The organism is Erythrobacteraceae bacterium WH01K (assembly GCA_027941995.1).
GTDB lineage: Bacteria > Pseudomonadota > Alphaproteobacteria > Sphingomonadales > Sphingomonadaceae > CAJXSN01.
The window spans coordinates 818,904-836,974 of sequence record CP115966.1 but is presented as its reverse complement, the minus strand read 5'-3'; the positions used below and the strand labels follow the sequence as shown (position 1 = coordinate 836,974).

10 protein-coding genes are annotated in these 18,071 nt (G+C 65.6%); 2 read left to right on the top strand and 8 right to left on the bottom strand.

Annotation, left to right across the window (positions count from 1 at the left end):
* Positions 1–104: 104 nt before the first annotated feature.
* Together PF049_04150 and PF049_04145 are read right to left on the bottom strand one after the other, a co-directional pair.
* Positions 105–1,091, bottom strand: a complete 987-nt coding sequence (locus tag PF049_04150; protein WBY17355.1) for a 2-oxoglutarate and iron-dependent oxygenase domain-containing protein — start codon at positions 1,089–1,091, stop codon at positions 105–107.
* 31 nt (positions 1,092–1,122) lie between these two features.
* Positions 1,123–2,466 carry a nucleoside transporter C-terminal domain-containing protein gene (locus PF049_04145; protein WBY17354.1) on the bottom strand — a complete coding sequence of 448 codons (1,344 nt, stop codon included), beginning with the start codon at positions 2,464–2,466 and terminating at the stop codon, positions 1,123–1,125.
* 202 nt (positions 2,467–2,668) lie between these two features.
* On the opposite strand from PF049_04145, the gene PF049_04140 reads away from it, so the two are divergent.
* Positions 2,669–3,358, top strand: coding sequence for a queuosine precursor transporter (locus tag PF049_04140; GenBank protein ID WBY17353.1), 690 nt, complete (start codon positions 2,669–2,671; stop codon positions 3,356–3,358).
* A gap of 143 nt (positions 3,359–3,501) precedes the next feature.
* Here PF049_04140 and PF049_04135 read toward each other — a convergent pair whose 3' ends face one another.
* The 3 genes from PF049_04135 to PF049_04125 are packed head-to-tail and all read right to left on the bottom strand — an operon-like array spanning position 3,502 to position 10,096.
* On the bottom strand, positions 3,502–3,720 hold the full coding sequence (locus PF049_04135; protein WBY17352.1) for a hypothetical protein: 219 nt from the start codon (positions 3,718–3,720) through the stop codon (positions 3,502–3,504).
* Entirely contained in the window at positions 3,717–8,318 is a 4,602-nt protein-coding gene (locus PF049_04130; protein WBY17351.1) for a cytochrome P450, read from the bottom strand. The genes PF049_04135 and PF049_04130 overlap by 4 nt, the downstream gene beginning before the upstream one ends.
* 44 nt (positions 8,319–8,362) lie before the next feature.
* Positions 8,363–10,096 carry a tetratricopeptide repeat protein gene (locus PF049_04125; GenBank protein WBY17350.1) on the bottom strand — a complete coding sequence of 578 codons (1,734 nt, stop codon included), beginning with the start codon at positions 10,094–10,096 and terminating at the stop codon, positions 8,363–8,365.
* Positions 10,097–10,375: 279 nt separating this feature from the next.
* Here PF049_04125 and PF049_04120 point away from each other — a divergent pair, with 279 nt between their 5' ends.
* Positions 10,376–11,014 carry a sigma-70 family RNA polymerase sigma factor gene (locus PF049_04120; protein WBY17349.1) on the top strand — a complete coding sequence of 213 codons (639 nt, stop codon included), beginning with the start codon at positions 10,376–10,378 and terminating at the stop codon, positions 11,012–11,014.
* Between the two features lie 48 nt (positions 11,015–11,062).
* On the opposite strand, the gene PF049_04115 is transcribed toward PF049_04120, so the two are convergent.
* The 3 genes from PF049_04115 to PF049_04105 form a co-directional block, all read right to left on the bottom strand.
* Complete coding sequence (locus PF049_04115) at positions 11,063–12,136, bottom strand: phytase (protein ID WBY17348.1); 1,074 nt, start codon at positions 12,134–12,136, stop codon at positions 11,063–11,065.
* Positions 12,136–14,949, bottom strand: coding sequence for a TonB-dependent receptor (locus PF049_04110; protein WBY17347.1), 2,814 nt, complete (start codon positions 14,947–14,949; stop codon positions 12,136–12,138). Before PF049_04110 ends, PF049_04115 begins: the two co-directional genes overlap by 1 nt.
* A gap of 227 nt (positions 14,950–15,176) precedes the next feature.
* A complete protein-coding gene (locus tag PF049_04105; GenBank protein WBY17346.1) occupies positions 15,177–17,933 on the bottom strand; it encodes a TonB-dependent receptor in 2,757 nt (918 codons plus the stop codon).
* Positions 17,934–18,071 lie beyond the last annotated feature (138 nt).

Below are 18,071 nucleotides of genomic sequence, written 5' to 3'. Positions count from 1 at the left end.
CCGCAAAGCTTTGCTTTCCGTAGCGGAAATCGCCTGTTGCTGCATTGCAACATCCCGGGAAAAACCGCGAAACTGCCTTTTTGCCCGCGAAAGCGGCGCTTTCGTCAGGCGAGATTTATCTCTCGCAGGCGCTGCATCAGGAAATCGTGGGCCGTGATGGGCGTGTAGCTGGCGGAATCTGCTGCAATTCCAGCGCCCGACTCGGAATAGCTAGCCGCAGCAAGGCTGGCCGGGTCGATCAGGTAGTCCGGGCGGAAATGCAGGAAGAAGGGCATGGAATAGCGCGCCCGGCCCGCCGCTTCCCCGCGGGGATTGACCACGCGGTGGGTGGTGGAACGCAGGCGTCCGGCAGTCAGGCGTTCCAGCATGTCGCCGATATTGACGACCAGCGCGCCCGCCGGGGGATCGACCGCCAGCCACTCGCCCTGCTTCGTCAGCAATTCCAGCCCGGCTTCCTCCGCCCCCAGCAGCAGGGTAATGGTGTTGATGTCGCCATGCGCGGCGGCGCGGATGGCGCCTTCGGCATCGGCGCTGTCCATCGGCGGGTAATGCAGCAGGCGCATCACCGAATTTCCGTCCGCAATCGTCGGCTCGAAGAAATCCCGCTCCAGCCCCAGATGCAGGGCGATGGCTTTCAGCACGCGCGCGCCGGCCATCTCGAATGCGGCGTAGAGGTCTTCGAACGTCTCGCGGAAACCATCGACCTCCGACGGCCAGATATTGGGCGCCATGAAATCGGACAGCGCGTGCCCTTCGGGCAGGTCGCGCCCGACATGCCAGAATTCCTTCAGGTCATGGACCTTCGCATCCTTGGCTTTCTCGGTCCCGAAAGGGGTGTAGCCGCGCGCACCGCCGCCGCCCTCGATCTTGTAGGCGCGCTTGGTCGCATCCGGCAACGCGAAGAACGCCTTCGACATCTCTTCCGCCCGCGCGATCAGTCCGGCGTCGATCCCGTGGTCGCGGATGACGCCGAAGCCGAATTCGGCGAAGCTGCGTCCCAATTCGTCGGCAATGTCGTCCAGAGGACGGTCGAGGGAAACGGAGGCGATGGCGCCTGCCCGGGCGGTGTCTGCGGTGCGGGATTCGGTCATGGCCGATCCCCTTAATACGGCTCGCCGCGACTTAATAGGGCAGGAAGAGGCCCGCCAGCGCCGCGCTCATCAGGTTGGCGAGACTGCCGGCCGCAAGCGCCCGCAGGCCGAGCCGGGCGATCACGGGGCGCTGGTTCGGGGCAAGGCCGCCCGTCACCGCCATCTGGATCGCGATCGAGCTGAAATTGGCAAAGCCGCACAGCGCGAAAGTGACGATGGCGGTCGTGCGCTGGCTGAACGTACCGTCCCCCAGAGCGCCAAGTTCGATGAAGGCGACGAATTCGTTGAGGACGATCTTCGTGCCGAACAATCCGCCCGCGACACCTGCATCTTCCCACGGCACGCCGATCAGGAACATGACGGGGGCGAAGATGAAGCCGAGCAGCTGCTGGAACGAGAGTTCGGGATAGCCGAACAGGCCGCCGATTCCGCCCAGCACCCCATTGGCCAGCGCCACCAGCGCCACGAAGGTCAGCACCATCGCGCCGACCGCAACGGCCAGCTTCACCCCGGTCTGCGTGCCCTGTGCCGCAGCCTCGATCACGTTGGCAGGGACGTGCCCTTCCTCGAATGTCTGGGCGATTTCCACCTCGTGCGGGACGCCGCCTTCGACCAGCGCGCCCGGACCTTCCGCGCTGATGCGCGACTTGGGCAGGTGAATATCCTCTTCTTCCAGCCCGGCCAGTTCCGCCGCGCCGCGCGCCAGGTCGCTCTCGTCGTCGGGCATGATGATCTTCGCCATCAGGATACCGCCCGGCGCGGACATGAAGGCCGCTGCCAGCAGGAACGGCACCGCCTCTTCCCCGATGAAGCTGGCATAGGCCGCCAGGATCGTGCCTGCGACGCCGGCCATGCCCACGCTCATCAGCGTGAACAGGCGACTGGGCGACAGGGACGCGAGATAGGGGCGCACAACCAGCGGGCTTTCCGACTGGCCAACGAAGATATTGGCGGCGCTGCCCAGCGCCTCGACCTTGCTGATACCGGTAATCCAGCCGATCGCCCCGCCGACCCAGCGCACCAGCCGCTGCATGATGCCCCAGTGATAGAGGATCGAAACCAGCGCGGCGAAGAAGATGATGACCGGCAGGGCTGCAATGACGAAGGTATTGGTGAACGGGTTGGCATCCATCGGGCCGAACACCGCCTCGATCCCCACCTTGGAATAATCCAGCAGGGCGATGACCCCGTTGGACAGCCCTTGGATCGCCTGCACCCCGAACGGAGTCCTTAGCACCAGCAGCGCGGTGATGGCCTGCAGCGCGAAGGCGGCGCCCACGACCCTGAGCGAAATGCGGCGCTTGCCCGTGGACAACAGGAAGGCAACCAGCAGGATCGCGATGATGCCGCACAGGCTGGTCAGGATCGGATGCATTGTCGGCAGGTTCCCCGTCGTCGGTCGCGGCCGACGGCCGCGCATCTCATTCGCGGGGGCGCTTGCCCCGCGAATCCACACATTTGCCCATTGCCGACCGGTCCGGACGAGTCAAACCTGCGCACACGGCTTGTCAGACGTCTTGCGGACAGACAGCGCAGGCACCCTTCCCTTTTCCCGGCAGGCTGCATAGTCAGCGTCCATGGATACCGACTTCACCACCGCACCTTCGGGCACCCCGTCCCCGCATGCGATGCCCCGCGGCCTGTTCGTCCTGTCCCTGCTTTATGGCGGGATGGCCGTTCTGGCCGGGTTCCTGGCGTTCAAGCAGGTGCAACTGCCCTTCACCAACCTGGCGGTGGAGGCAGGCATTTTCGCCTTCCTGATCCTGGTCGTCGTCTCCAGCACGATCGCGCAGGTGTACGGGGATGCCACCGCGCGCAGGCTGGTGTGGTGGGGTTTCCTGCCGCTGGCCGTGTCGGCGGTCCTGATCTTCCTGGTGCTGTCGCTGCCCGCTTCGCCGGAAATGCTGGAATATCGCGCCAGCGACCTTGCCGCGTTCGAGACGGTATTGTCGCAGACCCCGCGCATCATGGCGGCGGGTCCGGCGGCCTATCTGGTATCGCTGCTGCTCAATGTCTGGCTGTTCTCCCGCCTGCGCGGCAAGACGAGCGGCGAGGGCACCACCACCGGCCTGATGATCCGCGGCGCCATCGCGTCCGCGCTCAGCCAGGCGATCGATTCGGTCATCTTCGTGACGCTCGCCTTCTATGGCGAGTTCGACATCACCAACCTGCTGATCGGACAGGTCATCGCGAAGGTCGTGCTGTCGCTTGTCCTGGTCCCGCCGCTGATTGCCCTGTTCGTGCGCATCGCCCGCCGGCTGGGCTGAGCGGGCACGCCTGTCCCGGCTGCACTATCGAGAGCAAAAGCGCAGCCGGGATCGCGCGTCTGCCGGAAAAGGGATCGGCAGGGCGGAAAGCGCCGGTGCAAGCCAGACCGGCAGGGCTAGGTCGCCGCGCCCTGGCGGAAGGTTCAATCGTCCTTCCTGCGCTTCTCCCATTCCTCCAGCCGGCCAGCCGTGTCGCGCCGTACGGCGGCCGCCAGTTCCCGTTCCTGCGCCAGCAGCGCGCGCAATCGGGGCGAGGCCTCGAGCGCCGCATCGACCTCGCGCCGCGAGGCCGCATCCAGCGTCCCGTTGACGTAGAAGGGAAGCATGGCCGCCAGCCGCTCCGATGCTTCGCCGCCGCTCATCGCGAGGGATCGCTGCGAAAGATGTTGCCCTTCCTCAGGGATATGTCGGCAAGCCAGCCCAGGGCCGAACGGCTGGGCATGAAGAAATAGCCGCCGCCTTTCATCGTCACGTATTTCCGCAGGCCGCCAAGCCGGACCGGGCCTGCCGCCGTCGGAATGGTGAACCCGCGCTCGCGCGTCTCGCCGTCCCGGACCGCGACCGGATCGGCCCCGATGATCGGATCGGGTTCGTTGTCTAGCCCGTGAAAGGCGGGCGCATCGGCCCAGTGCTGCTGCACGAATTCGAATTGCCGCTCGATATCGGTGCAGAAGCACGCGAACAGCAGCCCCTTCTCGCCATCGGCACGCGTGTATGGCCGCCCCCTTCGCAGCAGGCGGTGGCGGTTGGAAATCGCCTGTTCGTGCGGGTCGTCCGGATGCTTGCTGTCGCGGGGATTGGTGCGCCTTATATGCGCGGCGAAGGGGCAGGCGAGGCCTTGCGGATCGTCGAGCGCGTAAGAGAAATCGTTTTCCGCCCATCGCTCGGGCGAAACCTGGTCGCCCTCCCTGCGCACCGGATTGCCGATCAGCGGGCGTCCGTCGGGCCAGCGGCCCATCATCTTGGCCTTCACCCATTCGGCATCGGGCATCTGCCCGACCAGCTTGTAGAGATCGCCCAGCGCCCCTTCCGAAAGCTGTCCGGCCGCGGTTTCAGCACCTTTCTCGAACCCGTCCACGTCCTGCGCCAGTTCGCGGATGACCAGGAACGTGCCATTGCGCCCGAAATCGCGCGGCGCGTTGGCGAGGCTGCCGTCCCCGAAATCGGTATAGCGCGACAGATTGTCGCCGATGACCACCGGCAGCGCGCAGGCAATGTCGGCGTCTGCGGGCAGATGCGGGCTTTCCGGCATGTAGCCTGAATCGTTGGGATAGCCGATGACGAACTCGCCCGGCTCCACGATGTCGCGCTCCGGCACGTTCCTGACCGAGCGGGTCGTGCCCCGCATGACCGGCTGCGAAATACCGTCGCGAAAACCGAAATGCTCGAAATCCGTGCGGTCGGGATGGTCGGAAACGGGCGCGCAATCGGTCTGGTGGAGGACCGAACCGCCATGGTTTTCCAGCAATCCGGCGTGGATCGTCACCATGCGCTGCAGGGCCTCGGGCGTGGCGGCATAGAGCATCAGGGTCGCCTCCGCGGGGTCGTCCCCGGACGGATCGTCATGCCAGCGCCAGTGCTTCGGAGAATCCGCGCCGCGGTCGCCATTGATCCGGTGCCGCGCTGCCATGCCCATCCGGAATGCACCGGGCAGGCCGTCCCAAGCAGAGCCGGCCGGCATGTTCGGCGCATCGAACTTCGCCAGGCCCACCGCCGTCAGGCCGAGGAATACCGCCTGCCCCATCGCCCTGTCGGCATCGCTGCGCTTGTCCTTGCCCTCTTCCTTTCGGGCCTTGTCCGACCACGCATCGAAACCCATCAGCGGGCGATCCCCGAACGTGATGCTGAGCGAATGCGCCAGGGCGTATTCGGTCCGCCGCCCTCCGGCACGCGGGACGGGGGTGATGACCTCGTGCTTCAGCAGTTCTTCCAGCACTTCGTCCGCGTTCCCGCCAGCGCCGGCCTGCACCGCGCCGACCTGCATGGGCCGCCCGCGAACCCAGCACAGCCAATTGCCCAGACTGACCGGATCGCCGGGCAGTTTCGCGACCAGGGCGACCGAGTATGGAAGCCGCTTCATCCCGCGAAAGACCAGTGCCTGCACCTCGTCGGTTTCGACCATGTTCGCGGTGCGCGGCATGGAGCTGAAGCAGCGGACCCATTCCTCCGCCTCGGTCGCGGTGCGTCCCAGCGCGGCCCCCACATGGATCTGCCCATTATTGCGGATCTGGTCGGACGTCAGTTCCGGGAAGCGCGCATACCAGAACGGTGCGGCCCGCTGGACGGTCCGGGTGAATTGCTTGAACGCATCGGAATCGAGCGCCCCGTCAAGCATCATCAGGCGCGATTTCGGGAAGCCTTCCCAATTGCTCCAAGCGGCGGTCTGGCCCTCGCTCGCCCGGACGATGAAATCTTCCAGGTAGTTTTCCCAGCTGCCATCGAAATTGGAATAGAACGCGACGACCCGCGTCCCCGGCAGGCGCCACCAGCGGGCATAGTGGATCGTACCCATGTTCCACACGAAGCCCGGACGGATGCCGTGGGTGATGATCATCCGGATGCCCCACAGCGCCAAGGCGTGGAGGAAGGTGCGAAATGCCCCTTTTTTCAGCCGCCCGACTGCCAGCACGTGGTTCTGGGCGTAGCCGGGGTGATCCTCCGCTGCGGCCAGCGCCTTCAGGTGGTCCATCGAGGCACGCTCGGTGCTGGGGACTTCGGAGGTCTCCAGCACACGCAAACGCCAGACGAACAGGCCGGCAATCGCCGCCACCACCAGCAGCCCTGCGATGATGCCCAGCAGCGGGGCCACCAGCCATGGCAGGGCAATCCCCTCGCCCAGCGCAGAGCGGATGACGGCGGTCGCCAGTAGCACGACGGCCAGCACGGGGAACCACACGGAAAGCCCGTCGCCCGTGCCGAGAAAGCGCCACAGGATCGCCCACCATCCCTTTATCTGCCGGAATTTTGCCAATTGCAGTCGCATCCGGTCCGTGCCGAGATGGAAGGCATCCCACCCTTCGCGCTGCGCCTCGTCCATCAGCTGTTTCTGCGCATCGGTCGCCTCTGCCCGCAGCACAGGATCGCCCCGCAGGATGCGGCGCAAATGGTTCAGGGTCAGCGTCGGATGGCTGCCCCGCGCGGTCTCGGTCGCGACGTAATCGCGCAAGGTCCGGCCCGCGAAATCCGCGAACCGCGCCTGCCGCGCAGTCCGCTCGACCGGGAATTCGCCCAGTCCGTTGAAATCGAGGCCCGTCGCTCCCCACAGCTTGCCATGCAGCGTCACGACATGGGCGCCCAGGAAGATCCGCAGCCGCTCGTCATGGCGCAGGCCGCAATGGGCGAAGACGGGGTGCAGCAAGTCACCCGCCTCCTCCTCGATCCTTGCCAGCGCGCCGGGAATGTCGCCGTCGCAGCTCAGTTCGAACACCACGTCGAGACCGCGTTCGGATTCGAGCGCAACGAGGGATGCGAAATGAACCACGTTCGTCCGGTCGAGCGCGGCGCGTATCCCAGCCTGAGCCGGGTGGCCGAGCGCTGCGATTGTTTCCTCCACCTGTTCCTTCGATGCGCCGTCGGTGACAGGCGCGATCACCAGGAACATGGACTGTTTCGTGTCCGGCGCAGAATAGGTCAGGACGAGGTTGCGCGGGAAGGGCCCGGCATATTTCACCCGCCCCCTGCACCAGCGGGCCCGGGCGACCCGGTCACGGCGGAACAATGCGGTGAAACAGCCCGATATCTGGGCCACGGCATGGTGTTCGCCGAGACAGCGATGGGAGCCGATGCCGAACATCAGGTCCGGTTCCTGGTACGACCCGTCGGCCCGGACCCGGTCGATCCGGAACGCGTTCGGGCGGTCCCATTCGCGCGGGTCGCGCATGGCTGACTGGGTGGATACCAGCAGCGTCGAACCGGCGGGGATCACACGCGGCTTGCCATCGACGGACAACGTCGCCTCCTTCGGGCAATAGCGCCACTGGCCCGGCGCGAGCGCAGGGTTCAGGCGGCCTGCCTCCAGCACGATCCGTCGCATCGCTTCGGCATCCCCGGACCGGGCTGCCGCCTGCGCCATCTCCAGCGCCTCCGGGCGGTCCAGCAGTTCCTCCAGCATCTTGGCCCCGGCCAATGTATTCGTCGGCACGAAGCCTGCGGCAAGGCCCAGCAGCATGGCGCCGATGTCGCCATCGGTCAGCGAGGGATCCTCCCGCTGCACCAGCAGGAACCGCTCCACCAGCGTGGTGCGCGCCTCCAGTCGCGGGCTGCCATGGGACAGGACCTGCCGGTGGCGCGCGATCGCTTCTTCGATGACGGCCGTCAGGCGGACCTGCGCGTGCTTCGCCAGCCGCCGCGTCACCGGATCGCCATAGGGATCCCCGAACAGCAGGGCCGATATGGCCAGCGTCCAGTCGGCAAACAGGTCGGGGTCGGGACAGCTCAGCCCGAAATAGCGCAGGCAGATCTCGGTCGGCACGCGGCGCAGGAGGTCGGCGATGACGTCGATTTCGCCCCGCGCATTGTCGAGGATGCCGTCGCTAAACTGCTCCGCCATGGCCCCGATGCGCGCGACGTCTCCCGGCAGCAGGACGCGGGTCAATATCGCATGCAGGCGGTCGTGATCCTGCCCGTCCAGCCCCAGCAGGAAAGTCGATCCCCCGCCCAGCTCCTTCATTTCGGGTTCGAACGGAACGATGAAGTCCTGCGGGCGGGCCAGCACGTCGCGGACCTGTTCGGCGCGGGTCACGTGAACCAGCCCGGCAAGGTCCAGCACCGGCCTGTATTGCCGCGATAGGGCATAGACGTAGGGAATGGCCGCCTGCGTCAGCCTGCCCGTTACCCGGGCGCGCCAGCTGTCCGGGCGCAGCGCATCGATGGAGAAAGGGATAGGCGGCCCGCCATCACCCCCGGCTGCGTCCTCTTCCTGCGCTTTCCTGATGCCTTCGAAATATTTCGCCCTGGCCATGCCCCTGTTTTTCCTGCGACGCGGGAGGATGCGACCCCTTGTCGTCAGTCGAGTGCGAGCCCTGCCCGGTTCAAATGCTCGCACAGAAATTCGCGGTGGCCGCTATCGTCGAAAGGCAGCCAGTCTATGTAGCGGCGCGAGAAGCCCGGCTTGGCGTCCAGCAGGTCGCGCAAGCCTTCCCGCGCCCGGTCCATCTCGTCCATGTTCGACAGGGCCACGACCTTGACCATGTGGCTGAACCAGTAGCCCGAGCGCAGGCCGAGCGATTCCTCCGCGCATTCGACAGCGCGCTCGCAATCGCCGGACAGCAGGTGCGCCATGGCCAGCTGGCCGTGGATGAAGAAGAGGTCGTGATCCGTCGGGCTGAGCCTGCGGGCACGTTCCAGCGCCGCGATGGACCGGCTCCACTTGCTCTGGAAATAATGCACGCCGCCAAGCTGCGCGTGGGCCGCCGACAGGCTGGGATTGATCCCGATCGCCTGTGTCAGCAGCCTCTCCGCCCGCATGACCTTGCCCAGCCACAGCTCGACGATACCGGCCAGCATGTAGCCGCGTGCATCGCCGCTATCGGCCTTGATCACCATCTGCGCATCGCGGCGCGCCTGCCGGATCGCCTCGACCGATCCGCGATTGAGCCACAATTCGCGGATGTTCAGCCACAGCAGCTGGATGCGCGCCTCGACCGAGGACGGGTCTTCCTCGATCGCCTGCAGGAAAAGGGTACGTGCCTGCGCATTGTCGCCATCGGTCAGGCGATTGAGGTGGAACCGCCCGCGCCAGATCAGGTCGGCAGCAGTCAGCTGCATGCCGTCCTTGCGATAGGATCGCTGCTGCTCCGCCTGTTCGACCCCCATGCCCAGCGCGGCAGCGATGTCGGCAATCATCCGGTCGGTTGTCGGTCGGTCTGCCGCGCTGCTCCATTCGTGCTTCTCGCTGCCGAGAGTCAGACCAGTTTCGCCGTCCAGCAGGTCGATCCGCAATGTCGCCTTCTCGCCCTGGCGGACGAGACGCCCCTCCACCAGATATCGTGCACCGAGCCTTCCGGCGACGCGGCGCGGTTCGGCGTCGCCCGCGCTGATGGCAAAGCTGCTGGAGCGCGCAATGACCGGCAGCCAGCGCGTGTTCGACAGGGTCTCGATCAGGTCTTCGGCGAGGCCGTCGGCCATGATCCGCCCTTCCTCGTCCTCCGGCGCAATGGTGAAACGCAGGACGGCGAGCGCGCCCTTGTCGTCCATCGCTTCTTCCGGTGCCGCCGTCGGCACGGGGCCTGCAGGCATCGGCGCAATGGCATGGCCTGCCGCCGGCGAGCCGCCTGCGTAGTCCTTTGCGAGAGCTTCCGCGCGGTCCGACAGGGACTGGCGTTCCTCGCGCAGCCAGTCCTCGAACGCCGATTCCCCGGCGATATCCAGCCCTTCGAGAAATTCTCCGGACGGCGGCTTGCCATCGGGGCCGACAGGGGCGTTCACGTCGACCGACAGCCGGGCGAGGTCCAGCGCGGCGGTCTGGTTGTTGACCGCCAGCAGCTCGGTATCGGCATTCAGGAGGGGGCGCAGGTTCGACAGTTCGCGCCGCAGGCTGGCCCGCCCCTGTTCGGGTGCGCGGTCGTTCCACAGCATGTTCTGCAACCATGCGCGCGAACGTTCGCCGCCCGGCGCGGTGGCGAGCATCGCGACCAGCGCCTGACCCCGCTTGCTGCGAATATCGATGCGCTTTCCATCCGGCCCGTCGAGGCGGAAAACCCCCAGCAACCTGAGCGCGAAGATACCGTCCTGCGTCATCTCGCCCCCTTGCAATGCGCACCAATTGCGCGCCCCCTTACGATGGGCCTGCACAGGCCCGATCGCGTCCATGACTAACGCATTCTCCCCGTATTTCACGCTTTTTTCCCGCAGGAGTCACATTGCTTTCCCGCCGGCAGGGCAGGTGCTCCCTAGCCAGTGTCTCGTGATCAGCGGGGATGGACCGGTTTCGCAGCGTCGCAAGCCACGCCTATGCGGAGCCGGGGGCAACCATCCCGACGGACCCGATTACGTGGATGGCGAAAAAGGGGTAACGCCATGGACTGCCGCATTTGCCTGCAGGAGATTGCCGAAGGTAGCGAGAGCGCATTCGAACAGCTTTACTCCACCATGAAGGGCGGCCTTGTCGCACAGGCGCAGGCAATCCTGGCGGGCGACATGGCGGCGGCAGAAGATGCCGTGGACGAAGCCTTCCTGCATATCTGGCAGAATGCGGACCGGTATGCCGGTCACGGCGCGGCGGCGGGCTGGATCCGCCGGATCGTGCGCAACAAGGCCATCGACCGGCTGCGCAGGGAAGGCCGCCGGGTCAGCATCCTGCCGCCCGAAAGCTTTTCCGAAATCGTCGATACAGGCCCCCGGCCCGATGCCCGTTCCCATGCCCGGGACATGGCATCGCGCATCGCCTTCGCCTTGGGCAGCCTGTCACCGGCGCATCGCGAATGCGTCACGCTCGCCTATTTCAACGAATTGTCGGTGCAGGATATCGCCGATGCGACCGGCGTGCCGGTCGGCACGGTCAAGACCCGGCTGCACTATGCGCGCAAGGTCTTGAGGAAGGCGCTCGGCAACAGCGAACTGGATTCATGCGACCAGTCTGCCGCGCCCGCCATCTTGCCAGTCGCGGCTTTCGGCACAGCGGTGCAACCTGCACCCAATTACGCCATCGCCTGCTGACGGGCCGCCATTTCGTGCGGGCCGGTCCCTTTGCCTTGCGCGGAGGGTTCAGTCCCGGTCGGGCGCGGCCGGTGGCCCTGAAGCGGCGGCAGCGTCCAGCGCTTCTTCCACTGCGCCCAGCGGCACGATCTTGAAGTTCTGCGCCCGGGCCCCGTTCTGGCCGTCCTGCGCGATGAACAGCCCGCCGGGGAAGTCCGACCCGAAATCGCCGGCCTGCGCCTCGATCCCGTCCGTCTCCTCCGTACTGCCGAACCGGCCCGCCGCGATGCGGAACCGGCCTGCAGGTTCCATCCCCGGCAGGGCGTAGCGCATATAGGTGTTGTCGCCCTGGCTGGATGCGTAGAGCCAGCCGCCGTCCGCCCCTTCGGGAACCAACGCCAGCCCCTCCAGGTCGGCCACAAGGTTGCGATTGTCGACCGCGGCGACCAGCTCGCCCGCGACCGCGCCTGCGGCAAAGCGCCAGATGCCGCCGGCCTCCTCCCCGATATAGAGCGTGCCGTCACGCGGATCGACGGCGCACCCCTCCGGCTGGCTGGGCACCTGTATCATGCGCAGGGCCTCAATGCCCGGGGCCGGAGACAGGGTGATGCGCCATTCGCCGATATTGCCCTGCTTGGGCGCGGTATAGACGATCAGATCGTCCCCGCGCCGATAGCCGCAAATGCCATAGGCCTCGCCCGTGCCCGAAGGCAGGGTGGCGATTTCCGACAGCTGCCCGCTTGCCGTGTCCAGCCGGAACAGCGCGATGGCGGCATTCGCGAGGTCGCTGCGGTCGCTGGCAAAGACGATGACCTCGCTTCCCCCGTCCGCCCCCGGCATTTGCGCCAGATCGACATTGTTGAGCGCGGGGCGGGACAGGAAGTGACGCACCGATCCGGTCAGGTCGTAGACGTAGAGCCCGCCTTTCTTGTCGGTCGCCACGATCAGGCTGGCCGCCGGGTCCACTGCATTGCGCCAGATGGCCGGATCGTCCGCCGCGTCTTCGTTCGCAGTGCCCACGGGCGCCGTTTCCGCCACTGCATAGACGGGCACGGCGGGATCGCCGCTGACTGGAATGGTCGTGCAACCGAGCAACATGGCTGCTGCGGCGACCGCCACCGGAGTAATGAACAGCGGCCGCATCAGAACGTCACCCGTGCGCCGAATTTCATGGTCCAGTTGTATTCCTCGTACTGGTAGATGTTCTGCCGCCCGCCCAGCCGGTTATAGGCGAAATACTTCGCATCGTTGATGTTGACCCACTCGTAATAGAGCTGGAGCCCGTCCGACAGGCGGTATTTCGCGCTCAGGTCGAGCTGGAAGTGATCGTCCACATACCGGTCCAGCGCGGCGACATCGGACAGCTCGTCCAGATAGCGGTCGCGGTAGGTTCCCGACAGGCGGATATCGACCGGCCCCTTGTCGTAGCCGACCGAGACATTGGCCGTATGGCGCGACGTGGTGGGCAGCGTGATGGCGCGCGGACCTTCGCTGGCCACCGTGGTCACTTCGCCGCTGCTGTCGGTGAAGGTGTAGTTCGCCTGCAGCACGACCCCGTCCAGCGCGCCGGTAAGGGTCTGGGCGAAACCGAGCTCGATGCCGAAGATCTCGCCATCCTGCCCGTTGGCGAAAATGGTCGCCTCGTCGAACGCCACGCCGCGGAAAATGCCGCCATCGTCGCTGTTCTGTTCGTAGATGAAGTCCTTCAGGTCCTTGTAGAACACCGATGCGAAGACCGCCCCGTTCGTATTGAAGTAATATTCCGCCGCCGCGTCGACATTCCATGCCTCTGCCGGGCGCAGGTCGGGATTGCCGAACTCACCCTCGCGCTCGCCATCGTCGGCTTCCTCCACGGCGATGCGGGGGGCCTGCTGGAACGGGCCCGGCCGGACGATGGACCGATAGGCCGCTGCGCGCAGCACGAGGTCGGGCGCCGCCTCGTAACGGATATTGATGCTGGGCAGCCAGTGATCGTAATCCTTGTCGATGGCGATGGGGGTCACGATGACAGTGTCCTCCGCAGCGACCGCGCCGCCGGGCAGGATGCCGTCCTCTTCCACCAGCAACACGTCGTTGCCGCGCAGGGTGTTGGACGTGTTCTCGTAGCGGACACCGGCAATCACCGACAGGTCCGACGTGTCCCACCGGCCCAGCAGATAGCCTGCCAGGATATCCTCATCGACCGAGAAATCGGACACGGCGGAATCGAACCGGCTGTCGACCGGCTGCAATTCGAACGCATCGAAATTGGCTTCGAAATACTCGGTGGCCGCGGTGTAGCCGGGGAGCGGGGCCAGGTCGGCCAGGCGATAGGTCGCCGGGGTGCCCAGCGCGTCGGCCAGGGTGAAGTCGTCCGCTTCGTAGAACTCGACCGTCCCGTCGAAGGACTTGGTCCGCCAGCGGCCCTTGAACCCGCCCTGCACGGTGAACGTTCCGGAACCGGCCAGGAATTCATGGCCCAGGTCGAACTGCGCGCCATATTCCTCGTCCTTCGCAGACGACAGGGCCACGAATTCGATATCGCCCAGTTCGTAGACCGATGGATCGAAGAAATCGCCCGGGTCGGCAAGGACGGAGTATAGCGGGACGCGCGGGTCCGACAGGTCGAAGCCCAGTTGCAGGCCCTCGGCCTCGTATTCCCGTTCGAACAGGGCCGGGTCGATGCTGCCGTTCTCCAGTTCCGTGGATTTGGCCCAACTGGCGGAATAATCCGCGAACCAGCCGCCCCAGCGGCTTTCCCCGCCGAAGGTCAGGCTGCGGATCTTCTGGCTTTCGAACCGGTCCTTCACATCGCGCTCGACGGTGATGGCCTCGTCATCGGCATAGACAAGCGCCTGCGACGTGCCGGAAATATCCGCATCGCCGAGGTCGAAAGTCAGGCGACGGCGGAATTCCTGGTCGTCGAACTGGCTGTAGATGCCGCGGACATAGAGTTCGGTCGTGTCGCCCGCCCGGAAGTCGAGGCCCAGCGTGGCGCTGATCCGCTCGCGCTCCACATCGTAGTCGCGGTACTGGAACTCCTCGGCAAAGATCAGGTCGCCGTCCTGGTCCCAGTCATCGGCTTCGATATTGTCGGTTTCGAATTCGCGGTTGTAGTAGGAAAGACCGCCCGACACGCCGAAGCTGTCGCTGAGCCTAGTGGAGAAATCGAGGCTGGCCTTGGGCGAAAGCTTGTCCGCCAGTTCGTTGTAGCTGCCTTCCGCTTTCACCGTCAGCAGGTCCTTGCGCCGGTCGAACGCGCTGGTGGTCTCGATCTCGATCGACGCGCCGACCGTGTCGCCGTCCATGTCCGGGGTCAGCGATTTCTTCACCTCGATGGATTCGATGATGTCGCTGGAAATGACGTCCAGCGCCACGCCGCGCGTGTCGCTTTCGGGTGAAGGCAGGCGAACGCCGTTGAGCGACGTCGCATTGAGATCGGGGCTGAGGCCGCGGACCGATACGAAGCGCCCCTCGCCCTGGTCGTTCAGCACGTTGACACCCGGCAGGCGGCGCAGGCTTTCCGCGACGTTCTGATCAGGGAACTGGCCGATGGCATCTCGGGTCAGGACGTCGGAGACGCCGTCGGCATTACGCTTGCGCGACAGCGCGCTGGCTAGGTTGGCCGCCTGCCCGACGACAAGGATCTCGTTCGCCGTGCCCGCCGTGCCGACGGGAACGACCACGCGGGCCGTGCCGGTCTGCGTGATGGCGACCGTCTGCGTGGTGGTCGGCGCGCCGACATAGCTGACTTCCAGCGTGTAGGTGCCTTCCGGAACGTCGGCGAAGTAGAAGGAGCCGTCCCGCTCCGTACTGGCCGACCGGTCCAGCTCGACGATGCGGACCTGCGCCGCGCGCAGGGCAACGGTGTCGGTCGCATCGACCACATTGCCGGTCAGCGTGCCGGCGACTGCTGCCGACGGAAGACAGATTGCCAGCACGCTGGCACCGGCGAGAAACGTTTTTGAAATCGGCATCGAAGCCCCCTCGAAAGTGTACAGGCGCCGCGTAGATGCGGATTGTGACAGGCGATCTTCGCCGGTGTTTCAGAACAAAGAATTACGTGAGCCGAGCGTCACGGACTTGCCGCAAACAACATGCCGGGCATCCTGCCCGGGCCAGCCCCCGTGACGGGGGTTGGCGGCCCGTGTTTGGATCGCCACGGGCCGCCGCCGCTGCGCTGTCTCCAGCGCTGCGGTAACTGTCAGAATTCGGTCGACACGCCGATGGCGAATGTGCGTCCGACTTCGTAGGTGTTGAGCTCGATCCGGTTGGTGCCGTTCGACTGGAATTCGAAATTGTCGCGCCCGGTCAGGTTGCGTGCTTCCAGGCTGATTTCGAACGGCTGTCCGAAGACGCCGACTTCGGCGCGGCCCACCAGGTCGATGGCGAGCCCCGGGTCCTCCACGATATCGGGCAGGCCGCCGGACCCGCGACTGGTCACCCGCTCGCTGGCATAGGACACCAGCAGAGTCAGCTGCTGCAGCTTGTCGGTATCCTCGATCCCCAACTGGAAGTTCACCAGGTGGTCCGACTGGCCTGTCAGCGGCGCACCGTCGACGAAGAAACCGGCAGCGGGACGGGGCACGGCGCCGACGCCCGGGGTGAAGGTGAAGGTCTCGTCCGCGGCATCGACCTTCAGTTCGGACTGGGTGTAGGTGTAGTTGGCAACCAGCACGAGCTGCTTGGTCTCGAACCAGCCGCCCCAGTCATACAGTTCGTAATTGAACTGGGTCTCCAGTTCCGCACCCCACAGGGTGGCAGAGGGGGCGTTGGCGAACTGGGTAATCTGGCTGTTGTCGGTGAAGCTGGAGAACGGCTCGATCGGGTTGTCGATCTTCTTGTAGAACCCGGCCAGCGACGCGCGGTTGCCGCCGAAGTAGTATTCGGCACGCGCCTCGGCGTTGACGAGTTCGCTGTCCTGCAATGCCGGGTTGCCGACGAATTGCCGGTTCGATTCCGGATCGGTGAAAGGCTGGAATATCAGCTCCCGGAACTGCGGGCGGGCGATGGTCTTCGACGCGCTGGCGCGCAATTGCAGGCCGCTGTCGAATTCATAGGTGATCGTCCCGGCCGGCAGCCAGTAATCGTTCGCGATATTCGTCACCGCATCCAGGTTCTGCTGGTTGGTGAAGATCCGGACCGGCGTGACTGCCTGCACCGCATCTTCGTAGCGCACGCCCAGATCGACCGTCAGGCCGGTGGCAGGCGTCAGTATGGTCTTCGCATAGCCCGCGTTGACTTCGAGGTCGGCCTGGAATTCTGGGAAGGTCTGGGTCGTCTCGAACAGGCGCACATCGAATGCCTCGATGATGGCGTCACCCAGCAGGAGGTCGGGCCGCAAAAGGCCGACACCGGTCGGGAAGGAACTGTCGGAATCGAAAATGAACTCGCGCCGCGAGCTGCGCCGGTCCGTGTCGGTATAGGCATAGCCGACGGTGATCTGTGCGAAATCCGCGACTGGGTAGCTGAGGTCGACACCGCCGAACCACAATTTCTCGGTCAGGTCGGAAAACGCAACGCTGGCGAGGTCGCCGCGGATACGGTTCAGCGGATTGACGAACTGATCGCCGAACGGGTCGTTCTCATTGTTCGTGCGGACATATTCGAACGCGTATTCGTAAGGCGATTCTCGGTCCGTCTGCGCGAAGCCGCCGCGCAAATCGATGCCGAGATCGCCGAATTCCAACTCGCCCACGAACTGGCTGTCGATCAGCTGGCGCTCGAACCAGCCGGTGCGCTGCTGAACCTCGGTATCCCCGTTTTCCAGGTCCTCTCCCGTCGCCAGCACCGACTGTTTCAGCACGTCGCGAATGAACAGATTGGTCCAGCGGAACTTGTGGTCGCCGGTTTCCACGCCGAAGCCCAGCAGGGCGTTCGCCAGGATCTTGTTGTCGGTGATGAACTCGTCGAAATCGGTCCGCAGCGCGAGGTCGAGGCTGCCGGGCGTCTGCGACTGGACGTTGCGTGTACGCAGCGAATTGCTGAGATTGGCGGTCGCGATGACGCCGACTTCCGTATCCTCGCCGACGAAGAAGCTGGTCCCCGCCGTGATACCGCCGCTGAAATTCGGCCGCGCATCGACGCTTTGGAGCACGATGAGGTTGGGCGAGATCAGGTCTTTCGCGATAACCCGCTGCGCGTCCGCGCCCAGATCGGAAAGCTGCGTGTCACCGGCGAAGAAATTCGCCAGTTCACCCGGCACATCGCGGCGCCCGTCGTCGAAGCCGAACCAGTCGTAGTCCGATCCGTAATGCTGCACGCTGGGCGAGAAGGTGGTCACGCTGTCCATGCTGGTCCCGGCGCTCAACTTGACGAAGGTTTCGTCGGGCACGGCCGTGGTGGTCAGGTTGATGACGCCGCCGCCGAATTCACCGGGGAAGTTCGCGGAATAGGTCTTCTGGACCAGGCTGGAGGCGACGATGTTGGTCGGGAAGATGTCTAGCGGAACGACGCGGCTGAGCGGCTGCGGCGAAGGCAGCGGCAGGCCGTTCAGCAGCGCAAGCGAATAGCGATCGCCAAGGCCGCGAACGAAAACGCGCCCGTCGCCATTGTCGCTGAGACCGGTCACGCGGCTGAGCGCCCCGGCAATGTCGCCTTCGCCGGTGCGGGCGATATCCTCTGCCGACAGGACGGAGACGACCTGGCTGGAACTGCGCGCCACGTCGCGCGGGCCGCGGCGACCGGTCACCACGATGACGCCGCCGGGGACGGACACGTCCACTTCGTCCGGGGCCGCTTCTTCGGCAGCGGCGATGTCGGCCGGGGTTGCCGGTTCCTCGATCAGCGCATCGGCTTCACGCTTTGGATCGGGAGAGGCGGCTGCGTTGGGCGGGCTGGTCGTGCCCTGCGCCTGCGCCACGACTGGAAAGGAAAGGGCGGTCGTCAGCAGGAGCAGCCCTGCCAATCGCCTGCCGGTGGAGGTGTCCGCGCCCATGCCCGTCCTGATGCGCTGTGCCATCGATGGTGATCCCTTGAAAATGCTGTGCGCCTGACGGCGTCACGGGCCTGTGAAGGCCCCAGAATAATTGTGTGTGCTGCCTGCCGGGCGCCGGGCGACGCCGGGCATTTTGCCCGCGCGCCGCCCGTCCGCACTCAT

Excerpts from the sequence above, each read along its gene's own strand:
- PF049_04140 (WBY17353.1), top strand. The coding sequence starts at position 2,669 with ATGGATACCGACTTCACCACCGCACCTTCGGGCACCCCGTCCCCGCAT.
- PF049_04150 (WBY17355.1), bottom strand. The coding sequence starts at position 1,091 with ATGACCGAATCCCGCACCGCAGACACCGCCCGGGCAGGCGCCATCGCC.
- PF049_04110 (WBY17347.1), bottom strand. The coding sequence starts at position 14,949 with ATGCCGATTTCAAAAACGTTTCTCGCCGGTGCCAGCGTGCTGGCAATC.
- PF049_04120 (WBY17349.1), top strand. The coding sequence starts at position 10,376 with ATGGACTGCCGCATTTGCCTGCAGGAGATTGCCGAAGGTAGCGAGAGC.
- PF049_04130 (WBY17351.1), bottom strand. The coding sequence starts at position 8,318 with ATGGCCAGGGCGAAATATTTCGAAGGCATCAGGAAAGCGCAGGAAGAG.
- PF049_04125 (WBY17350.1), bottom strand. The coding sequence starts at position 10,096 with ATGACGCAGGACGGTATCTTCGCGCTCAGGTTGCTGGGGGTTTTCCGC.
- PF049_04115 (WBY17348.1), bottom strand. The coding sequence starts at position 12,136 with ATGCGGCCGCTGTTCATTACTCCGGTGGCGGTCGCCGCAGCAGCCATG.
- PF049_04105 (WBY17346.1), bottom strand. The coding sequence starts at position 17,933 with ATGGCACAGCGCATCAGGACGGGCATGGGCGCGGACACCTCCACCGGC.
- PF049_04135 (WBY17352.1), bottom strand. The coding sequence starts at position 3,720 with ATGAGCGGCGGCGAAGCATCGGAGCGGCTGGCGGCCATGCTTCCCTTC.
- PF049_04145 (WBY17354.1), bottom strand. The coding sequence starts at position 2,466 with ATGCATCCGATCCTGACCAGCCTGTGCGGCATCATCGCGATCCTGCTG.